Origin of the sequence: Pseudomonas sp. 1D4 (genome assembly GCF_001728925.1) — a bacterium.
Classification (GTDB): Bacteria; Pseudomonadota; Gammaproteobacteria; order Pseudomonadales; family Pseudomonadaceae; genus Metapseudomonas; species Metapseudomonas otitidis.
The window spans coordinates 200027-214805 of record NZ_LXJQ01000001.1; the positions used below are offsets into that span (position 1 = coordinate 200027).

Consider the following 14779-nt stretch of genomic DNA (forward strand, 5'->3'; position numbering starts at 1 on the left):
GAGGCGGGCTTTTCGCAAGGGCCGGATCAATTACTTGATCTTGGCTTCCTTGTAGATCACGTGCTTACGCACGACAGGATCGTACTTCTTGATCTCGATCTTGTCGGGAGTGGTGCGCTTGTTCTTGTCGGTGGTGTAGAAGTGGCCGGTACCGGCGCTGGACACCAAACGGATCAGTTCACGCATGATTTGCTCCTTAAACCTTTTCGCCGCGAGCGCGCAGCTCGGACAGAACGACGTCAATGCCACGCTTGTCGATGATGCGCATGCCCTTGGCGGAAACGCGCAGACGCACGAAGCGCTTCTCGGACTCGACCCAGAAGCGATGGTGCTGCAGGTTCGGCAGGAAACGACGACGGGTTTTGTTGTTTGCGTGGGAAATGTTGTTCCCGGTAGCCGGACCCTTACCGGTTACTTGACAGACTCTAGACATGCCTCAGCCCTCTAAACCTCATGCCCAACCCGGCATGGGTTGGCCGCTTGAACTCTCAATTGTGGGCGTGTTTAGCGCCCGTCTCGTCAGGGTCTTACCGGCCGCACAGTGATTGCGAAAGACCGGGCCCCAGAAAAGAGCGCTGCTTTATACCAGAACACCCCTAGTGCAGCAAGGGCTCCATCAACTTACCCACACCCTGCCGCCCGGCCACGGCGTGCGTTCCGCCGCGAGGCGGGGCGCCTCGCCCTGCCGACCATTCGTCGGCAACTGCGATTGCCCCACCGACCTGGCTGGGCTAGCGTTCGCCTCCTGGCCACCGCATCCCGAGGAATCCGTCATGCGCCTTGCCCTGCTCCCCCTGCTGTTCGCCCCGCTGCTGGCCCAGGCCGCCAACCTGAGTGTGTGCACTGAAGCCAGCCCGGACGGGTTCGACGTGGTGCAGTACAACGCCCTGACCACCACCAACGCCTCGGCCGACGTGCTGATGAACCGCCTGGTGGAGTTCGACGCCCGGGCTGCCCGTCTGGTGCCAGGCCTGGCCGAGCACTGGCAAGTATCCGAGGACGGCCTCAGCTACAGTTTCCAGCTGCGCAAGGGCGTGCGCTTCCATCGCACCGACTACTTCGCCCCGAGCCGCGAGCTGGATGCCGACGACGTGCTGTTCAGCTTCCAGCGCATGCTCGACCCGGCCAACCCCTGGCACAAGGTGGCGCAAAGCGGCTTCCCCCACGCCCAGTCCATGCAGCTGCCGGGCCTGGTGCGCTCGGTGGAGAAGGTCGACGCGCGCACCGTCCGCTTCAATCTGACCCGCCCCGATGCCACCTTCCTGGCGATGCTCAGCATGGGCTTCGCTTCTATCTATTCCGCCGAGTACGCCGACCAGTTGATGAAAGCCGGCACGCCGGAAAAGCTCAACGCCCAGCCCATCGGTACCGGCCCCTTCGTGTTCAAGCGGTTCCGGAAGGACGCGGCGATCCGCTACAGCGCCAACCCGGACTATTTCGCCGGCAAGCCGGCTGTGGACAACCTGGTGTTCGCCATCACTCCGGATGCCAATGTGCGCCTGCAGAAGCTGCGCCGGGGCGAATGCCAGATCGCCCTGTCACCCAAGCCCCTGGATGTGGGGCAGGCGCGCCAGGACAGCAACCTGCGGGTCGTGGAAACCCCGGCCTTCATGACCGCCTTCGTCGCGCTGAACAGCCAGCATCCGCCACTGGACCAGGCCAAGGTGCGCCAGGCGATCAACCTCGCCTTCGACAAGGCCAGCTATATAAAGGCCGTGTTCGAAGGCACCGCCACACCGGCTGACGGCCCGTTCCCGCCCACCACCTGGGGCTACGCCAAGGACCTGCCCGGCTACGTCTACGACCCAGGCAAGGCCAAAGCGCTGCTGGCCGAAGCTGGGTTGCCAGACGGTTTCAGCACCACCCTGTGGACACGCCCCTCCGGCAGCGTGCTCAACCCCAACCCGAACCTGGGTGCACAGATGCTGCAGGCCGACCTGGCCAAGGTGGGCATCCGCGCTGACATCCGCGTCATCGAGTGGGGCGAACTGATCCGGCGCGCCAAGGCCGGCGAGCACGACCTGCTGTTCATGGGCTGGGCGGGCGACAACGGCGACCCGGACAACTTCCTCACGCCTCAATTCGCCTGCGCCTCGGTGCAGTCGGGCCTGAACTTCGCCCGCTACTGCAACCCGGACCTCGACCAGTTGATCAGCCAGGCCAAGGCCACGCCGGACACCACGGCGCGCAGCGATTTCTACGCCCGAGCCCAGGCGATCATTAATGAGCAGGCCCTGTGGCTGCCCCTGGCCCACCCCACGGCATTCGCCCTGGTGCGTGCCAACGTGCGCGGCTATGAGGCCAACCCCTTCGGCCGGCAGGACTTCTCCAGGGCGGAGTTGGCGCCTTGAACGCGCTGGCCGAGCGCGACCTGCCGAGCCTCCAGTTCGTCGAGCGTCATCAACTCGACCTGGACACCTCCGCTGTGCAGGCACTGGACGCTGCCAGCCAGCTCTCCACCCAAGACGACCCCCTGGTCAAGGCACTGCTCCGCCTGCGCGAAGCCCCCGCGCGCCTGGCCCACCGGCTGGGCTGGCGCAACACACTGGAATCCCGCCCGCCTTTCGACCTGCACGAACTCACCCTGCTGGAACGCGACGGCAACTAGGCAATGGCCTACGGCCTGATCGGGCGCTTCTGGCGTACGGACTTCGGTCTGGAGCCGGTCCCTGACGCACAGGCCTTCATGAGGCATGAGGAACCGGGCGTCGCCAGGCTGGTGATGACCTTCCACTGCTCACCACGCCCGGAGGGCGTTCGCCAGCACACCGAGACGCGCGTCCGCTGCCCGGCTCGCCGCCAGCTCGCGAACGCGGCTTAGAGCCAGCCGTACTCGGCCAGGGACAGCGGCTCGCCATCGCCCACCACGAAGTGGTCCAGCACCCGCACATCCACCAGCGCCAGCGCGTCCTTCAGACGGTGCGTCAGGTCGCGGTCGGCCTGACTGGGCTCGGCGATGCCGGAAGGATGGTTGTGGGTAAGGATGAGCGCGGCGGCGTTATGCGCCAGGGCACGCTTGACCACCTGGCGCGGATAGACACTGGCACCGTCGATGGTGCCGCGGAACAGCACCTCGAAGGCCAGCACCCGGTGGCGGGTATCGAGGAACAGGCAGCCGAACACTTCGTGGGGCTCGTGCCGCAACTGGGCCTTGAGGTAGTCCCGCACCGCCCGGGGGTTCTCCAGTGCCGAGTCCCGCCGCAGCCCTTCGGCCAGGTGCCGACGGGCCATTTCCAGCACCGCCTGCAACTGCGCGAACTTGGCCGGCCCGAGACCCGGCCGCTGGCAGAACGTGGCCAGGTCCGCCTCCAGCAGCGGGCGCAGCCCGCCGAACTGGACAAGGAGCTGGCGCGCGAGGTCCACGGCGCTCTGCCCCGGCAGCCCGGTGCGCAGGAAAATGGCGAGGAGTTCGGCGTCGGTAAGGGCCGCCGCGCCTTGTTCGAGTAGCTTCTCCCGCGGGCGTTCCGCTGCGGGCCAATGACGGATGCTCATGACACCTCCCTGGTCAGCTGCGCCGCTGTTCCCATGCGGACGCTGTGCTATCTTAGCCAACCTTTTTTGCGCGGTGATCCGGCCCTGGGGAGGCGCCGACACCGCAGCGCACCACTCCACCTCATTACTAAGGCAGGCCTATGCAGCGGCTCTATCGGAAACGCATCGTCCTGGGCGTGGGGGGCGGCATTGCCGCCTACAAGAGTGCGGAGCTGATCCGCCGCCTGCGCGACCAGGGCGCGGAAGTCCGGGTGGTGATGACCCAGGGCGGCCGCGAGTTCATCACCCCGCTGACCCTCCAGGCCCTGTCCGGCCACCCCGTTCACCTCGACCTGCTGGACCCTGCCGCCGAAGCCGCCATGGGCCACATCGAACTCGCCCGCTGGGCCGACCTGGTGCTGATCGCCCCGGCTACTGCCGACTTGATGGCACGCCTGGCCCAGGGCCTGGCCAACGACCTGCTGACCACCCTGGTACTGGCCACCGACGCCAAGGTCGCCCTGGCCCCGGCGATGAACCAGGCCATGTGGCGCGACCCGGCCACCCAGGCCAATGCCCAGTGCCTGACCCAGCGGGGCCTGCACCTGTTCGGCCCGGCCGCCGGCAGCCAGGCCTGCGGCGATGTCGGCCCGGGCCGCATGCTGGAGGCCGACGACCTGGCCCAGCAGGCCGCCAACCTGTTCGAACACCAGGCGCTGACCGGCCGCCACGTGCTGATCACTGCCGGCCCGACCCAGGAGAACATCGACCCGGTCCGCTACATCACCAACCACAGCTCCGGGAAGATGGGCTTCGCCCTGGCCGAAGCGGCGGTGGAGGCAGGCGCCAAGGTCACCCTGATCACCGGCCCCGTCCACCTGCCGACCCCCGACCGGGTCAACCGGGTCGACGTGGTCAGCGCCCGTGACATGCTCGCGGCCTGCGAAGCGGCCATGCCCTGCGACCTGCTGATCGCTGCCGCCGCGGTGGCGGATTACCGTCCCGAAGTGGTCGCACCGCACAAAATGAAGAAGGACCCCACCAGCGGCGAAGGCCTGCTGCTGCAGCTGGTGCGCAACCCCGATATCCTCGCGACCCTGGCCGGCCGGCCCGATCGCCCCTTCAGCGTCGGCTTCGCCGCCGAGACCGAGAACCTGCTGGAGTACGCCTCGCGCAAGCTGCGCGACAAGAACCTCGACCTGATCGTCGCCAATGACGTGGCCAACCCCAGCATCGGCTTCAACAGTGAAGAGAACGCGATCACCATCATCGATCGCGGGCTGCACCAGACCAGCTTCTCCCAGACCAACAAGGGCAAGATCGCCCGCCAACTGGTTGCCTTCATCGCCGACCGCTTAAACCAGGCCTGAGACTCCATGCACGCACTGCAAGCCAAGATCCTCGACCCCCGCCTCGGCAGCGAATTCCCGCTGCCCCAGTACGCCACCCCCGGTTCCGCCGGCCTCGACCTGCGCGCCATGCTCAAGGAAGACCTGACGCTGGAGCCCGGCCAGACCGTGCTGATTCCCACCGGCCTGTCCATTCACATCGCCGACCCGGGCCTGGCCGCCTTGATCCTGCCGCGCTCCGGGCTGGGCCATAAGCACGGCATCGTCCTCGGCAACCTGGTGGGCCTGATCGACTCCGACTACCAGGGCGAGCTGATGGTGTCCTGCTGGAACCGTGGCCAGAGCGCCTTCATCCTGGCCGTCGGCGAGCGCCTGGCCCAGCTAGTCTTGGTGCCGGTTGTGCAAGCGCATTTCGAACTCGTCGACGAGTTCGGCCAGAGCGAGCGCGGCGCCGGCGGCTTCGGCCACTCAGGCAGCCACTGATTCCGCATTGACCTCAGGATGAATCGCGGGGGAGACCTTCAGTGAAACTCTTCAAGCGCAATGCCAAGGACACCGACACCGGCATGCTGGCCAGTCCCACCGAAGCCAGGGAGCCCGCCAAGGGCGCCAAGGTCGGCAGCGGCCTGCTCACCGACCTGATGCCCGGGCTGATCGCCTCCGCCGTCGGCGTCGCCGCCGGCAGTGCGCTGCTCTGGCTCACCCTGGTGGACAGCGGCGAAAAAGCCCAGCGCGCCCAACTGGCCCAGGCCTGGGCGGACAGCCAGGGGGCTTCGTTGCGCCAAGCCCTCGGCCAACTGGTGGCCGACACCACCGCCGCCGCTCGCAATCCGGCGCTGGCGGATGCCCTCAACAGCGGCGACCCGTCCCGCGTGCAGGTCGCCGAGCGCGGCCTGGGCTACTGGAATGCCGTGGTCGATGCCCACCTCAATCTGCCCGGCCAGGCCCAGCAGAACAGCCAGCGCGCAGCACCGATGAACTTCGCCGCCCTGGACATGCTGCGCCGCGCCGAAAGTGGGCAGAAACCTGCACCCGAGGCCTACAAGGTCGGCCAGCGCTGGCTGGTCTACAGCGCCGCGCCGATCCGCCTGGCCGACAATGCCCCGATCCAGGGCACGCTGTTGCTGGTGGTGGACCTGGATCGCCTGCTGAGCGCCCTGGCCCCGCTGCCGGATGGCACAGGCCAGCTTCAGTTCACTCAGCAGTTCGGCAACGCCCCCGCCCAGACCCTGGCACAGCGCGGCAGTGCTGCCGAGGGCACACCCATCGCCGTGGCCAGTGGCAACCCCAACTGGAAACTGACCTTCACGCCCAGCAGCCAACTGGGCAGCTCGGGCATGCCGGTGCCCTTGCTCGGTCTCGCCGCCCTGCTGTCCCTGGCTGGCGCCCTGGCCGGCCTGTACCTGGTGCATGGCGGCCTGCAGCGCAAGCTGAGGGAAGACGTCACCCAGCTCGGCCAACTGGTGCAAGAACTCTCCAGCGGCAAAAGCGTCAAACCCAACAGCCTGCGGCTGCCGGCGCTGGATGCGCTGGCCCAGTCGCTGGCCCGGCAGCTGCGGCGCAAACCGGAACCGGTGGCGCCCAGCGTCGGCGACGAGCGCAAGGCCAGCCCTGCGACAGCCCCGGCTGCAGCACCGGCCAAGGTGATCGAACCCCTGGAGCTGGCCAACCCGCTTTTCCAAGATACCGACATCCTCGATATCGACATTCTCGACGAAGACCAGGACCTCCTGGGATTGGAGCAAACCCCTGCCATGAGCACCCCGCAAGCCGCCCCCAATCTGCCCGCCAGTATTTTCCGCGCCTACGACATCCGTGGCGTGGTCGGCGATACCCTGACCGCCGAAACCGCCTACTGGGTAGGCCGTGCCATCGGCTCCGAAAGCCTCGCCCGTGGTGAGCCGAACGTCTCGGTCGGCCGCGACGGTCGCCTCTCCGGTCCCGAGCTGGTGCAAGCGCTGATCCAGGGCCTGATGGACTGCGGCTGCCATGTCACCGACATCGGCATGGTGCCGACCCCGGTGCTGTACTTCGCCGCCAATGTGCTGGACGGCAAGTCCGGCGTGATGCTCACCGGCAGCCACAACCCGCCGGACTACAACGGCTTCAAGATCGTGGTCGCCGGCGAGACCCTGGCCAACGAGCAGATCACCGCCCTGCATACCCGCATCAAGGACAACGACCTGGCCAGTGGCGTCGGCAGCGTCCAGCAGGTCGAGATCCTCGACCGCTACTTCCAGCAGATCCGCGACGACATCGCCATGGCCAAGCCCATGCGCGTGGTGGTGGACTGCGGCAACGGCGTGGCCGGCGTCATCGCACCCAAGTTGATCGAAGCCCTGGGCTGCAGCGTGATCCCGCTGTACTGCGACGTCGACGGCACCTTCCCGAACCACCACCCGGACCCGGGCAAGCCGGAGAACCTGGAAGACCTGATCGCCAAGGTGAAGGAAGAGAACGCCGACCTCGGCCTGGCCTTCGACGGCGACGGCGACCGCGTGGGCGTGGTGACCAACGAAGGCACCATCATCTACCCCGACCGCCTGCTGATGCTGTTCGCCAAGGACGTGGTGTCCCGCAACCCGGGCGCCGACATCATCTTCGACGTCAAGTGCACCCGCCGCCTGACCTCCCTCATCAGCGGCTACGGCGGCCGTCCGGTGATGTGGAAGACCGGCCACTCGCTGATCAAGAAGAAGATGAAGGAAACCGGCGCGCTGCTGGCCGGCGAGATGAGCGGCCACATCTTCTTCAAGGAGCGCTGGTACGGCTTCGACGACGGCATCTACAGCGCCGCCCGCCTGCTGGAGATACTCAGCCAGGACAAGCGCCATGCCGAGCACGTGTTCACCGCCTTCCCCAAGGACATCTCCACCCCGGAGATCAACATCACCGTCACCGACGAGAGCAAGTTCCGCCTGATCGAGCGCCTGCAGCGCGACGGCACCTGGGGCGATGCCAACCTGACCACCCTGGACGGCGTGCGCGTCGACTATCCCAAGGGCTGGGGTCTGGTCCGCGCCTCCAACACCACGCCGGTGCTGGTGCTGCGCTTCGAGGCCGACTCCGAGGCGGAACTGGAGCGCATCAAGGAAGTGTTCCGCGCCCAGCTCTACGCCGTCGCCCCCGATATCAACCTGCCGTTCTGATCCACGGAGCCCCGCATGACCCTCAGCCGTGACGCCGCATCCCAAGTCGCCCAGGTCCTGTCCGAAGCACTGCCCTACATCCGCCGCTTCGTCGGCAAGACCCTGGTCGTGAAGTACGGCGGCAACGCCATGGAAAGCGACGAGCTGAAAGCCGGGTTCGCCCGCGACATGGTCCTGATGAAGGCCGTGGGCATCAACCCGGTGGTCGTGCACGGCGGCGGCCCGCAGATCGGCGACCTGCTCAAGCGCCTGTCCATCGAGAGCCACTTCATCGACGGGATGCGCGTCACCGACGCGCAGACCATGGACGTGGTGGAGATGGTCCTTGGCGGCCAGGTGAACAAGGACATCGTCAACCTGATCAACCGCCATGGCGGCAGCGCCATCGGCTTGACCGGCAAGGACGCGGAGCTGATCCGCGCGAAGAAACTCACCGTCTCCCGCAAGACCCCGGAGATGACCCAGCCGGAGATCATCGACATCGGCCATGTGGGCGAAGTGACCAGCGTGAACACCGAGCTGCTGAACATGCTGGTGAAGGGCAACTTCATCCCGGTCATCGCCCCCATCGGCGTCGGCCAGGACGGCGAGTCCTACAACATCAACGCCGACCTGGTGGCGGGCAAGGTGGCCGAGGCCCTCAAGGCCGAGAAGCTGATGCTGCTGACCAACATCGCCGGCCTGATGGACAAGGAAGGCAAGGTGCTCACCGGCCTGACCACCGAGCAGGTCAATGAGCTGATCGCCGACGGCACCATCTACGGCGGCATGCTGCCGAAGATCCGCTGCGCCCTCGACGCGGTGCAGGGTGGCGTCACCAGCGCACACATCATCGATGGGCGTGTGCCCAACGCCGTGCTGCTGGAGATCTTCACCGACAGTGGCGTCGGCACCCTGATCAGCAACCGCCGCCGCGCCTGAGCCCCACCCGAATAAGCCGGAGCGATCCGGCTTATTCATTTCCCCGATCCGGCTTGCATCCCTCCGGCCTGGCAGGAATGCTCGGCACACCCTCATCAGGAGCCGTGCCATGCCCCCACCACCCGACCGGAACGCCTTCACCTTCTTCCACCCGCTGTGCGTGCGCTGGGCCGAAGTCGATCCCCAGGGGATCGTCTTCAACGGCCACTACCTGACCTACGCCGACGTCGCCATCACCGAGTACTTCCGCGCGCTGGGTGTGCGTTATCCACAGGACCTGATCGCCGACGGCGGGGACTTCTTCGCCGTGCGTACCCTGCTGGAGTACCTGTCGCCGGCCCGCTTCGACGACGATCTCACCCTGGGCATCCGGACACGCCGGCTGGGCGGTTCGAGCCTGACGTTTGCGCTGGGCATCTGGCGGGGCGAGGAGGCGTTGACCAGTGGGGAGATCGTCTACGTGCATGCCGATGCAACGACGCGGGCAAGCCGGTCCTTGCCAGACTGGCTGAGGGAAAAAGTGAGGGACTTCGAGCGCTGCGCCGCCGAGGAGTGACTCAGCGGTTCAACAGTTCAGCGAGGCGGGCGCGGTCGGCGGCGAAGGTCACCTGGGCCTTCTTGCGCTCTTCCTGGTAGCGGGCGATGTCGTCGTCGAGGCGTTTGTATTCGCTGCGCACGTTGTCGATCTGGGTCACCAGCGCCTCGGGCACCTGGCGCCCGGCGCGTTCGTTGTCGGCCGCCTGGGCCTGCAGGTTGGCCTGCTGGGTACGCAGGGACTGCTGGTTGCCCTTGGCCACGGTGATCAACCCGTCCAGCTCGGAGAGCTTGCGCTGGAGCGCGCGGTCGACGTCCTCGACGCTGGTGTAGAGCCGCAGCAGTTGGGCATCGGAGCCGGCACGGGCCTTGTCGGCCTGCATGCGCTGGCGCTCCTCGAGGGTGGGCGCCGGCGGCACGGTCTTCACCACACGGCCCTGGTCGTTGAGGACCTCGTAGCCCTTGTCGATGAACTGCGGCGGAACGCCGAGGCGATCCAGTACGGTGACACCCTTTTCATTGGTGTAGCGGTACAGCTCGGCCTGGGCGGCCAGCGGTGCCATCGCACCCAGGATCAAAGCAAGTCGGATAGCACCCGGCTTCAGCATCGGCACACCCTGTGGTCGCTGGAGAGTCAGATTCCGTAGTCTGCGCGGTAACGCTCCACCGCAGGCAGGTACGACTTCAGTTCAGCATCCCCGGCCAGATATTCCAGCACCTGCTCCAGAGACACGATGCTCACCACCGGCATGCCGAAGTCGCGCTCCACTTCCTGGATCGCCGACAGCTCACCCTTGCCTCGCTCCTGGCGGTTGAGGGCGATCAGCACGCCCGCAGCCTGGGCCTGCTGGCCCTGGATGATCTGCATCACCTCGCGGATCGCAGTACCGGCGGTGATCACGTCATCGATGATCAGCACGCGGCCGGCCAGCGGTGCACCGACCAGGGTGCCACCCTCGCCATGGTCCTTGGCTTCCTTGCGGTTGAAGCACCAGGGCAGGTCGCGGTCATGGTGTTCAGCCAGCGCCACGGCGGTGGAAGCCGCCAGCGGGATGCCCTTGTAGGCGGGGCCGAACAGGACGTCGAAGGAGAGCCCGCTGTCGACGATTGCCGACGCGTAATACCGCCCCAGGCGAGACAGCGCGAGGCCGCTGTTGAACAGGCCGGCATTGAAGAAATAGGGGCTGGTGCGCCCGGACTTGAGGGTGAATTCGCCAAAACGCAATACACCGCGTTCGATGGCAAAGCGAATGAAGTCGCGCTGGTACGCCTGCATGGTGGAAAAGCCCCGGACGGCACGGATTTAGCTAAATAGAAAGAGCTCGGGTATCATACACGCACGAGTTTTTGGGGGCCATTTATGCGGATCATCAGTGTGAACGTGAATGGTATTCATGCTGCAGCCGAGCGAGGACTCCTCAGCTGGCTGCAAGCACAGAATGCCGACGTGATCTGCCTGCAAGACACCCGTGCCTCTGCCTATGACCTGGACGACCCGGCCTTCCAACTGGATGGCTATTTCCTCTATGCCAGCGATGCTGAAGTGCCAAGCCAAGGTGGCGTGGCGCTTTATTCGCGCTTGCAACCCAAGGCAGTGATCTGGGGACTCGGCTTCGAGTCCTGCGATCGTTATGGGCGCTACCTGCAGGCGGATTTCGACAAAGTGAGCATCGCCTCCCTGCTGTTGCCTTCGGGCCAGGGTGGCGATGAGAACCTGAACCACAAGTTCAAGTTCATGGAAGACCTGGCGCACTACCTGAACAAGCAGCGCCGCAAGCGTCGCGAGTACATCTATTGCTCTTCGCTCTACCTTGCCCACCAGAAGCTGGACGTGAAGAACTGGCGCGACTGCCAGCAGCTCCCCGGCTTCCTGGCGCCCGAGCGCGCATGGATGGACGAAGTGTTCGGCAACATGGGCTATGTGGATGCCCTGCGCGAAGTCAGCCGCGAAGGCGACCAGTACAGCTGGTGGCCGGACAGCGAGCAGGCCGAGATGCTCAACCTCGGCTGGCGCTTCGACTACCACATCCTCACGCCCGGCATGCGTCGCACCGTGCGCAGTGCCCGCCTGCCTCGCCAGCCGCGCTTCTCCCAGCACGCTCCGCTGATCGTCGACTACGACTGGCTGCTGAGCATCTGAGTGCAGCGCACAGAAAAGCCGGCATTCGCCGGCTTTTTCGTTCGTGCGTGCGCTACTTCAGTGGCCGCCAGGCGAAGGGGTAGCGGTAGTCCTTGCCCTCGTTGGCCTTGATGCCACCGATGATGGTCAGCACCAGCGCGGCAATGCCCAGCAGGGGCAGCAGGAAGATGCCGATCACCACGAACATCAGCAGGATGCACAGCAGCCCCGCCAGGCTCACGGTGATCTGGAAGTTCAGCGCCTCCTTGCCCTGGGCATCGATGAAGGGGTCCACGTCCTTCTTCATCTGCCAGAGGATCAGCGGCCCCAGCAGGTTGCCGAAGGGAAAGACCGCACCGAGGAACGCAGCGAAATGGCAGAACATCGCCCACTGTCTGGCGTCCTGGTTCGGTTGCTGCACGGGGGTGGGTTCATTCATGGGTGCGTCCTCGTCGTGATGGGCCGGGTCAGTCGGCCAGCGCGGCCTTCTGGATTCGGAACAGTTCGTCCATGCCCTGGCGGGCGAGGGCCAGCATGGCATTGAGCTGCTCGGGCTGGAAGGGCTCGCCCTCGGCGGTGCCCTGGATTTCGATGAAGCCACCGCCGTCGGTCATGACCACGTTCAGATCGGTCTCGGCCACCGAATCTTCCAGGTAATCGAGGTCCAGCACCGGCTCGCCCTGGTAAACGCCGACGGAGACGGCAGCGATCATCTGCTTGAGCGGCTCGCCCTTCAGGGCACCGCGCTTCTTCAGAACCTTCAGCGCATCCACCAGGGCCACCATGGCACCGGTGATGGAGGCCGTGCGGGTGCCGCCGTCAGCCTGGATCACATCGCAATCCAGGTAGATGGTGTTCTCGCCCAGCTTGCTCATGTCCAATGCTGCACGCAGGGAACGGCCGATCAGGCGCTGAATCTCCAGGGTGCGGCCACCCTGCTTGCCACGGCTCGCCTCACGCTGGTTACGCTCACCGGTGGAGCGGGGCAGCATGCCGTACTCGGCAGTCAGCCAACCCTGGCCCTGGCCCTTGAGGAAGCGCGGCACGCCGGCCTCGACGCTGGCGGTGCAGATCACCTTGGTATCCCCGAATTCGACCAGTACCGAGCCTTCGGCGTGCTTGGTGTAGTTGCGGGTGATGCGGATCGAACGCAGCTGATCAGCTGCGCGGCCACTGGGACGTTTCATCTGGGAATACCTGTCGGAGGGAAAATCCCGGCCATTATAGAGGGGCCTCCGCCACCGGGACATCATCGCGTTGGGAGGGGGCACGGAGTCAGCTACAATCGCCGCCCTTACCCACACCGAGAGGACTTCCCATGGTGCACAGCATGACCGCCTTCGCCCGCGTCGAGCAGGCCGGCACCCACGGCACCCTGAGCTGGGAACTGCGCTCGGTCAACCACCGCTACCTCGAACCCCACCTCCGCCTGCCCGAAGCCTTCCGCGACCTGGAGGGTGCCGTTCGCGAAGCCCTGCGCCAGGGCCTGTCCCGGGGCAAAGTCGAGTGCACCCTGCGCTTCGCCGAAGCCGAGGCCGGCAAGCCTCTGCAGGTCGACAGCGAGCGCGCCGCCCAGGTGGTGGCTGCAGCCGAAGCCGTGGCCGCCCTGGTCAGCCAGCCGGCACCGCTCAACCCGCTGGAGATTCTCGCCTGGCCCGGCGTGCTGGTGGCCGACGCCGCCGATCCCCAGGCCCTGAACGCCGCCGCCCTGGACGCCTTCGGCAAGGCCCTGGAAGAGCTCAAGACCGGCCGTGCCCGCGAAGGCGCCGACCTGGCCCGCCTGCTCAACGAGCGCCTCGACGCCATGCAGCAGGAAGTCATCGCCCTGCGTGAGCTAGTGCCGCAGATGCTCGCCCAGCAGCGGCAGAAAATCCTCGACCGCTTCGCCGAGATGAAGGCCGAACTCGACCCTCAGCGCCTGGAGCAGGAACTGGTGCTGCTGGCACAGAAGAGCGATGTGGCCGAGGAGCTGGACCGCCTCGGCACCCACATCACCGAAGTACGCCGCGTGCTCAAGGCTGGTGGCGCCGCCGGCCGCCGCCTCGACTTCCTCATGCAGGAACTCAACCGTGAAGCCAACACCCTCGGCTCCAAGGCCTTCGACCCACGCTCCACCCAGGCAGCGGTCAACCTCAAGGTGTTGATCGAACAGATGCGCGAACAAGTGCAGAACATCGAGTAAGAGACCCATCCATGACCGTCACCCCCGGCACCCTTTACATCGTCTCGGCCCCCTCCGGCGCCGGCAAGACCAGCCTGGTCAAGGCCCTGGTGGATACCGACCCGCGCATCCGCGTCTCGGTCTCCCACACCACCCGCGGCATGCGCCCCGGCGAGGTCGATGGCGTGAACTACCACTTCGTCAGCCGCGAAGCTTTCGTGCACATGCTTGAGCACGGCGACTTCATCGAACACGCCGAAGTCTTCGGCAACCTCTACGGAACCTCCCAGCGCTGGCTGCTGCAGACCCTGGCCGAAGGGCATGACCTGATCCTCGAGATCGACTGGCAAGGCGCCCAGCAGGTTCGCCACCTGATGCCCCAGGCCAAGTCCATCTTCATCCTGCCGCCGAGCCAGGAAGCCCTGCGCCAGCGCCTGGACAACCGCGGCCAGGACAGTGCCGAGATCATCGAGCGCCGCATGCGTGAAGCCGTCAGCGAAATGAGCCACTACGTCGAATACGACTACCTGGTGATCAACGACGACTTCGCCGTCGCCCTGGAGGATCTGCGCGCGATCTTCCGCAGCCAGCGCCTCGTCCAGGCCAGCCAGCAGATCACCCACGGCGGACTCCTGGCCAGCTTGCTGGCCTGATCGACATGACCACCGGGAAGCGCTGCACATTCAGCGCTTCCCTTAATGCTGGTGATTTTTTAGACTATCCAGTCCGCTCCGCCCGCTCCGGGCAAAGCCATCGCCATCCCACTCTGTGCTACGAGGAACACCATGGCCCGCGTTACCGTTGAAGACTGCCTGGAAAACGTCGATAACCGCTTCGAGCTGGTCATGCTCGCGACCAAGCGTTCCCGTCAGCTGGCCACCGGCGGCAAGGAGCCGAAGGTAGCCTGGGAAAACGACAAGCCCACCGTCGTCGCCCTGCGTGAGATCGCCGCCGGCCTGGTTGACTACGAAGTCGTCGCCCAGGAAGACATTGTGGAAGAAGAGCCGCTGTTCGCCGCCTTCGAGGACGAGTCCAACGAGGCGCTCTGATTCCCATGCCCGGTCGACGTCGCACG

General features: G+C 65.9%; 18 protein-coding genes. 11 read left to right on the forward strand and 7 right to left on the reverse strand.

Annotated features, from left to right (window positions below; translation table 11 throughout):
• Positions 1-30: 30 nt before the first annotated feature.
• Entirely contained in the window at positions 31-186 is a 156-nt protein-coding gene (gene rpmG, locus A7D27_RS00960; RefSeq protein ID WP_012703270.1) for a 50S ribosomal protein L33, read from the reverse strand.
• A gap of 10 nt (positions 187-196) precedes the next feature.
• Complete coding sequence (gene rpmB, locus A7D27_RS00965; RefSeq protein WP_044400708.1) at positions 197-433, reverse strand: 50S ribosomal protein L28; 237 nt, start codon at positions 431-433, stop codon at positions 197-199.
• A gap of 340 nt (positions 434-773) precedes the next feature.
• Between rpmB and A7D27_RS00970 the strand changes: the two genes are divergently transcribed.
• Together A7D27_RS00970 and A7D27_RS00975 are read left to right on the forward strand one after the other, a co-directional pair.
• Positions 774-2351, forward strand: coding sequence for an ABC transporter substrate-binding protein (locus A7D27_RS00970; RefSeq protein ID WP_069563855.1), 1578 nt, complete (start codon positions 774-776; stop codon positions 2349-2351).
• A complete protein-coding gene (locus tag A7D27_RS00975; RefSeq protein ID WP_069559566.1) occupies positions 2348-2608 on the forward strand; it encodes a hypothetical protein in 261 nt (86 codons plus the stop codon). The genes A7D27_RS00970 and A7D27_RS00975 overlap by 4 nt, the downstream gene beginning before the upstream one ends.
• Before the next feature lie 209 nt (positions 2609-2817).
• Here the strand turns inward: A7D27_RS00975 and radC are convergent, their stop codons facing one another.
• Entirely contained in the window at positions 2818-3492 is a 675-nt protein-coding gene (gene radC / locus A7D27_RS00985; RefSeq protein WP_069559568.1) for a DNA repair protein RadC, read from the reverse strand.
• Between the two features lie 140 nt (positions 3493-3632).
• On the opposite strand from radC, the gene coaBC reads away from it, so the two are divergent.
• The 5 genes from coaBC to A7D27_RS01010 all read left to right on the forward strand — a co-directional run bounded on the left by coaBC (position 3633) and on the right by A7D27_RS01010 (position 9446).
• Complete coding sequence (gene coaBC, locus A7D27_RS00990) at positions 3633-4841, forward strand: bifunctional phosphopantothenoylcysteine decarboxylase/phosphopantothenate--cysteine ligase CoaBC (protein ID WP_069563857.1); 1209 nt, start codon at positions 3633-3635, stop codon at positions 4839-4841.
• A gap of 6 nt (positions 4842-4847) precedes the next feature.
• Positions 4848-5303 carry a dUTP diphosphatase gene (gene dut / locus A7D27_RS00995; RefSeq protein ID WP_069563858.1) on the forward strand — a complete coding sequence of 152 codons (456 nt, stop codon included), beginning with the start codon at positions 4848-4850 and terminating at the stop codon, positions 5301-5303.
• A gap of 1271 nt (positions 5304-6574) precedes the next feature.
• On the forward strand, positions 6575-7969 hold the full coding sequence (gene algC / locus A7D27_RS28505; protein ID WP_205894767.1) for a phosphomannomutase/phosphoglucomutase: 1395 nt from the start codon (positions 6575-6577) through the stop codon (positions 7967-7969).
• Between the two features lie 15 nt (positions 7970-7984).
• Positions 7985-8890, forward strand: a complete 906-nt coding sequence (gene argB, locus A7D27_RS01005; RefSeq protein WP_044400686.1) for an acetylglutamate kinase — start codon at positions 7985-7987, stop codon at positions 8888-8890.
• 109 nt (positions 8891-8999) lie between these two features.
• Positions 9000-9446 (forward strand): thioesterase family protein, encoded by a 447-nt coding sequence (locus A7D27_RS01010; RefSeq protein WP_069563860.1) that lies wholly within the window; start codon positions 9000-9002, stop codon positions 9444-9446.
• 1 nt (position 9447) lies between these two features.
• Here the strand turns inward: A7D27_RS01010 and A7D27_RS01015 are convergent, their stop codons facing one another.
• Both A7D27_RS01015 and pyrE read right to left on the reverse strand, forming a co-directional pair.
• The gene (locus A7D27_RS01015; protein WP_069563861.1) at positions 9448-10032 is read right to left on the reverse strand and encodes a DUF4124 domain-containing protein; all 585 of its coding nucleotides are present in this window, start codon (positions 10030-10032) and stop codon (positions 9448-9450) included.
• A gap of 26 nt (positions 10033-10058) precedes the next feature.
• Positions 10059-10700, reverse strand: a complete 642-nt coding sequence (gene pyrE, locus A7D27_RS01020; RefSeq protein WP_069563862.1) for an orotate phosphoribosyltransferase — start codon at positions 10698-10700, stop codon at positions 10059-10061.
• Between the two features lie 84 nt (positions 10701-10784).
• Between pyrE and A7D27_RS01025 the strand changes: the two genes are divergently transcribed.
• Positions 10785-11564, forward strand: coding sequence for an exodeoxyribonuclease III (locus tag A7D27_RS01025; protein ID WP_044400676.1), 780 nt, complete (start codon positions 10785-10787; stop codon positions 11562-11564).
• 52 nt (positions 11565-11616) lie between these two features.
• On the opposite strand, the gene A7D27_RS01030 is transcribed toward A7D27_RS01025, so the two are convergent.
• Positions 11617-11982, reverse strand: coding sequence for a DUF4870 domain-containing protein (locus tag A7D27_RS01030; protein WP_069559575.1), 366 nt, complete (start codon positions 11980-11982; stop codon positions 11617-11619).
• A gap of 28 nt (positions 11983-12010) precedes the next feature.
• Positions 12011-12730 carry a ribonuclease PH gene (gene rph / locus A7D27_RS01035; RefSeq protein WP_069559576.1) on the reverse strand — a complete coding sequence of 240 codons (720 nt, stop codon included), beginning with the start codon at positions 12728-12730 and terminating at the stop codon, positions 12011-12013.
• 131 nt (positions 12731-12861) lie between these two features.
• Between rph and A7D27_RS01040 the strand changes: the two genes are divergently transcribed.
• The 3 genes from A7D27_RS01040 (at position 12862) to rpoZ (ending at position 14753) form a co-directional block, all read left to right on the forward strand.
• Positions 12862-13725, forward strand: coding sequence for a YicC/YloC family endoribonuclease (locus A7D27_RS01040; RefSeq protein WP_069563863.1), 864 nt, complete (start codon positions 12862-12864; stop codon positions 13723-13725).
• A gap of 11 nt (positions 13726-13736) precedes the next feature.
• The gene (gene gmk, locus A7D27_RS01045) at positions 13737-14357 is read left to right on the forward strand and encodes a guanylate kinase (RefSeq protein ID WP_069563864.1); all 621 of its coding nucleotides are present in this window, start codon (positions 13737-13739) and stop codon (positions 14355-14357) included.
• 132 nt (positions 14358-14489) lie between these two features.
• Complete coding sequence (gene rpoZ, locus A7D27_RS01050; protein WP_069559579.1) at positions 14490-14753, forward strand: DNA-directed RNA polymerase subunit omega; 264 nt, start codon at positions 14490-14492, stop codon at positions 14751-14753.
• Positions 14754-14779: the final 26 nt, after the last annotated feature.

Excerpts from the sequence above, each read along its gene's own strand:
- rpmG (WP_012703270.1), bottom strand. The coding sequence starts at position 186 with ATGCGTGAACTGATCCGTTTGGTGTCCAGCGCCGGTACCGGCCACTTC.
- rpmB (WP_044400708.1), bottom strand. The coding sequence starts at position 433 with ATGTCTAGAGTCTGTCAAGTAACCGGTAAGGGTCCGGCTACCGGGAAC.
- A7D27_RS00970 (WP_069563855.1), top strand. The coding sequence starts at position 774 with ATGCGCCTTGCCCTGCTCCCCCTGCTGTTCGCCCCGCTGCTGGCCCAG.
- radC (WP_069559568.1), bottom strand. The coding sequence starts at position 3,492 with ATGAGCATCCGTCATTGGCCCGCAGCGGAACGCCCGCGGGAGAAGCTA.
- coaBC (WP_069563857.1), top strand. The coding sequence starts at position 3,633 with ATGCAGCGGCTCTATCGGAAACGCATCGTCCTGGGCGTGGGGGGCGGC.
- dut (WP_069563858.1), top strand. The coding sequence starts at position 4,848 with ATGCACGCACTGCAAGCCAAGATCCTCGACCCCCGCCTCGGCAGCGAA.
- algC (WP_205894767.1), top strand. The coding sequence starts at position 6,575 with ATGAGCACCCCGCAAGCCGCCCCCAATCTGCCCGCCAGTATTTTCCGC.
- argB (WP_044400686.1), top strand. The coding sequence starts at position 7,985 with ATGACCCTCAGCCGTGACGCCGCATCCCAAGTCGCCCAGGTCCTGTCC.
- A7D27_RS01010 (WP_069563860.1), top strand. The coding sequence starts at position 9,000 with ATGCCCCCACCACCCGACCGGAACGCCTTCACCTTCTTCCACCCGCTG.
- A7D27_RS01015 (WP_069563861.1), bottom strand. The coding sequence starts at position 10,032 with ATGCTGAAGCCGGGTGCTATCCGACTTGCTTTGATCCTGGGTGCGATG.
- pyrE (WP_069563862.1), bottom strand. The coding sequence starts at position 10,700 with ATGCAGGCGTACCAGCGCGACTTCATTCGCTTTGCCATCGAACGCGGT.
- A7D27_RS01025 (WP_044400676.1), top strand. The coding sequence starts at position 10,785 with ATGCGGATCATCAGTGTGAACGTGAATGGTATTCATGCTGCAGCCGAG.
- A7D27_RS01030 (WP_069559575.1), bottom strand. The coding sequence starts at position 11,982 with ATGAATGAACCCACCCCCGTGCAGCAACCGAACCAGGACGCCAGACAG.
- rph (WP_069559576.1), bottom strand. The coding sequence starts at position 12,730 with ATGAAACGTCCCAGTGGCCGCGCAGCTGATCAGCTGCGTTCGATCCGC.
- A7D27_RS01040 (WP_069563863.1), top strand. The coding sequence starts at position 12,862 with ATGGTGCACAGCATGACCGCCTTCGCCCGCGTCGAGCAGGCCGGCACC.
- gmk (WP_069563864.1), top strand. The coding sequence starts at position 13,737 with ATGACCGTCACCCCCGGCACCCTTTACATCGTCTCGGCCCCCTCCGGC.
- rpoZ (WP_069559579.1), top strand. The coding sequence starts at position 14,490 with ATGGCCCGCGTTACCGTTGAAGACTGCCTGGAAAACGTCGATAACCGC.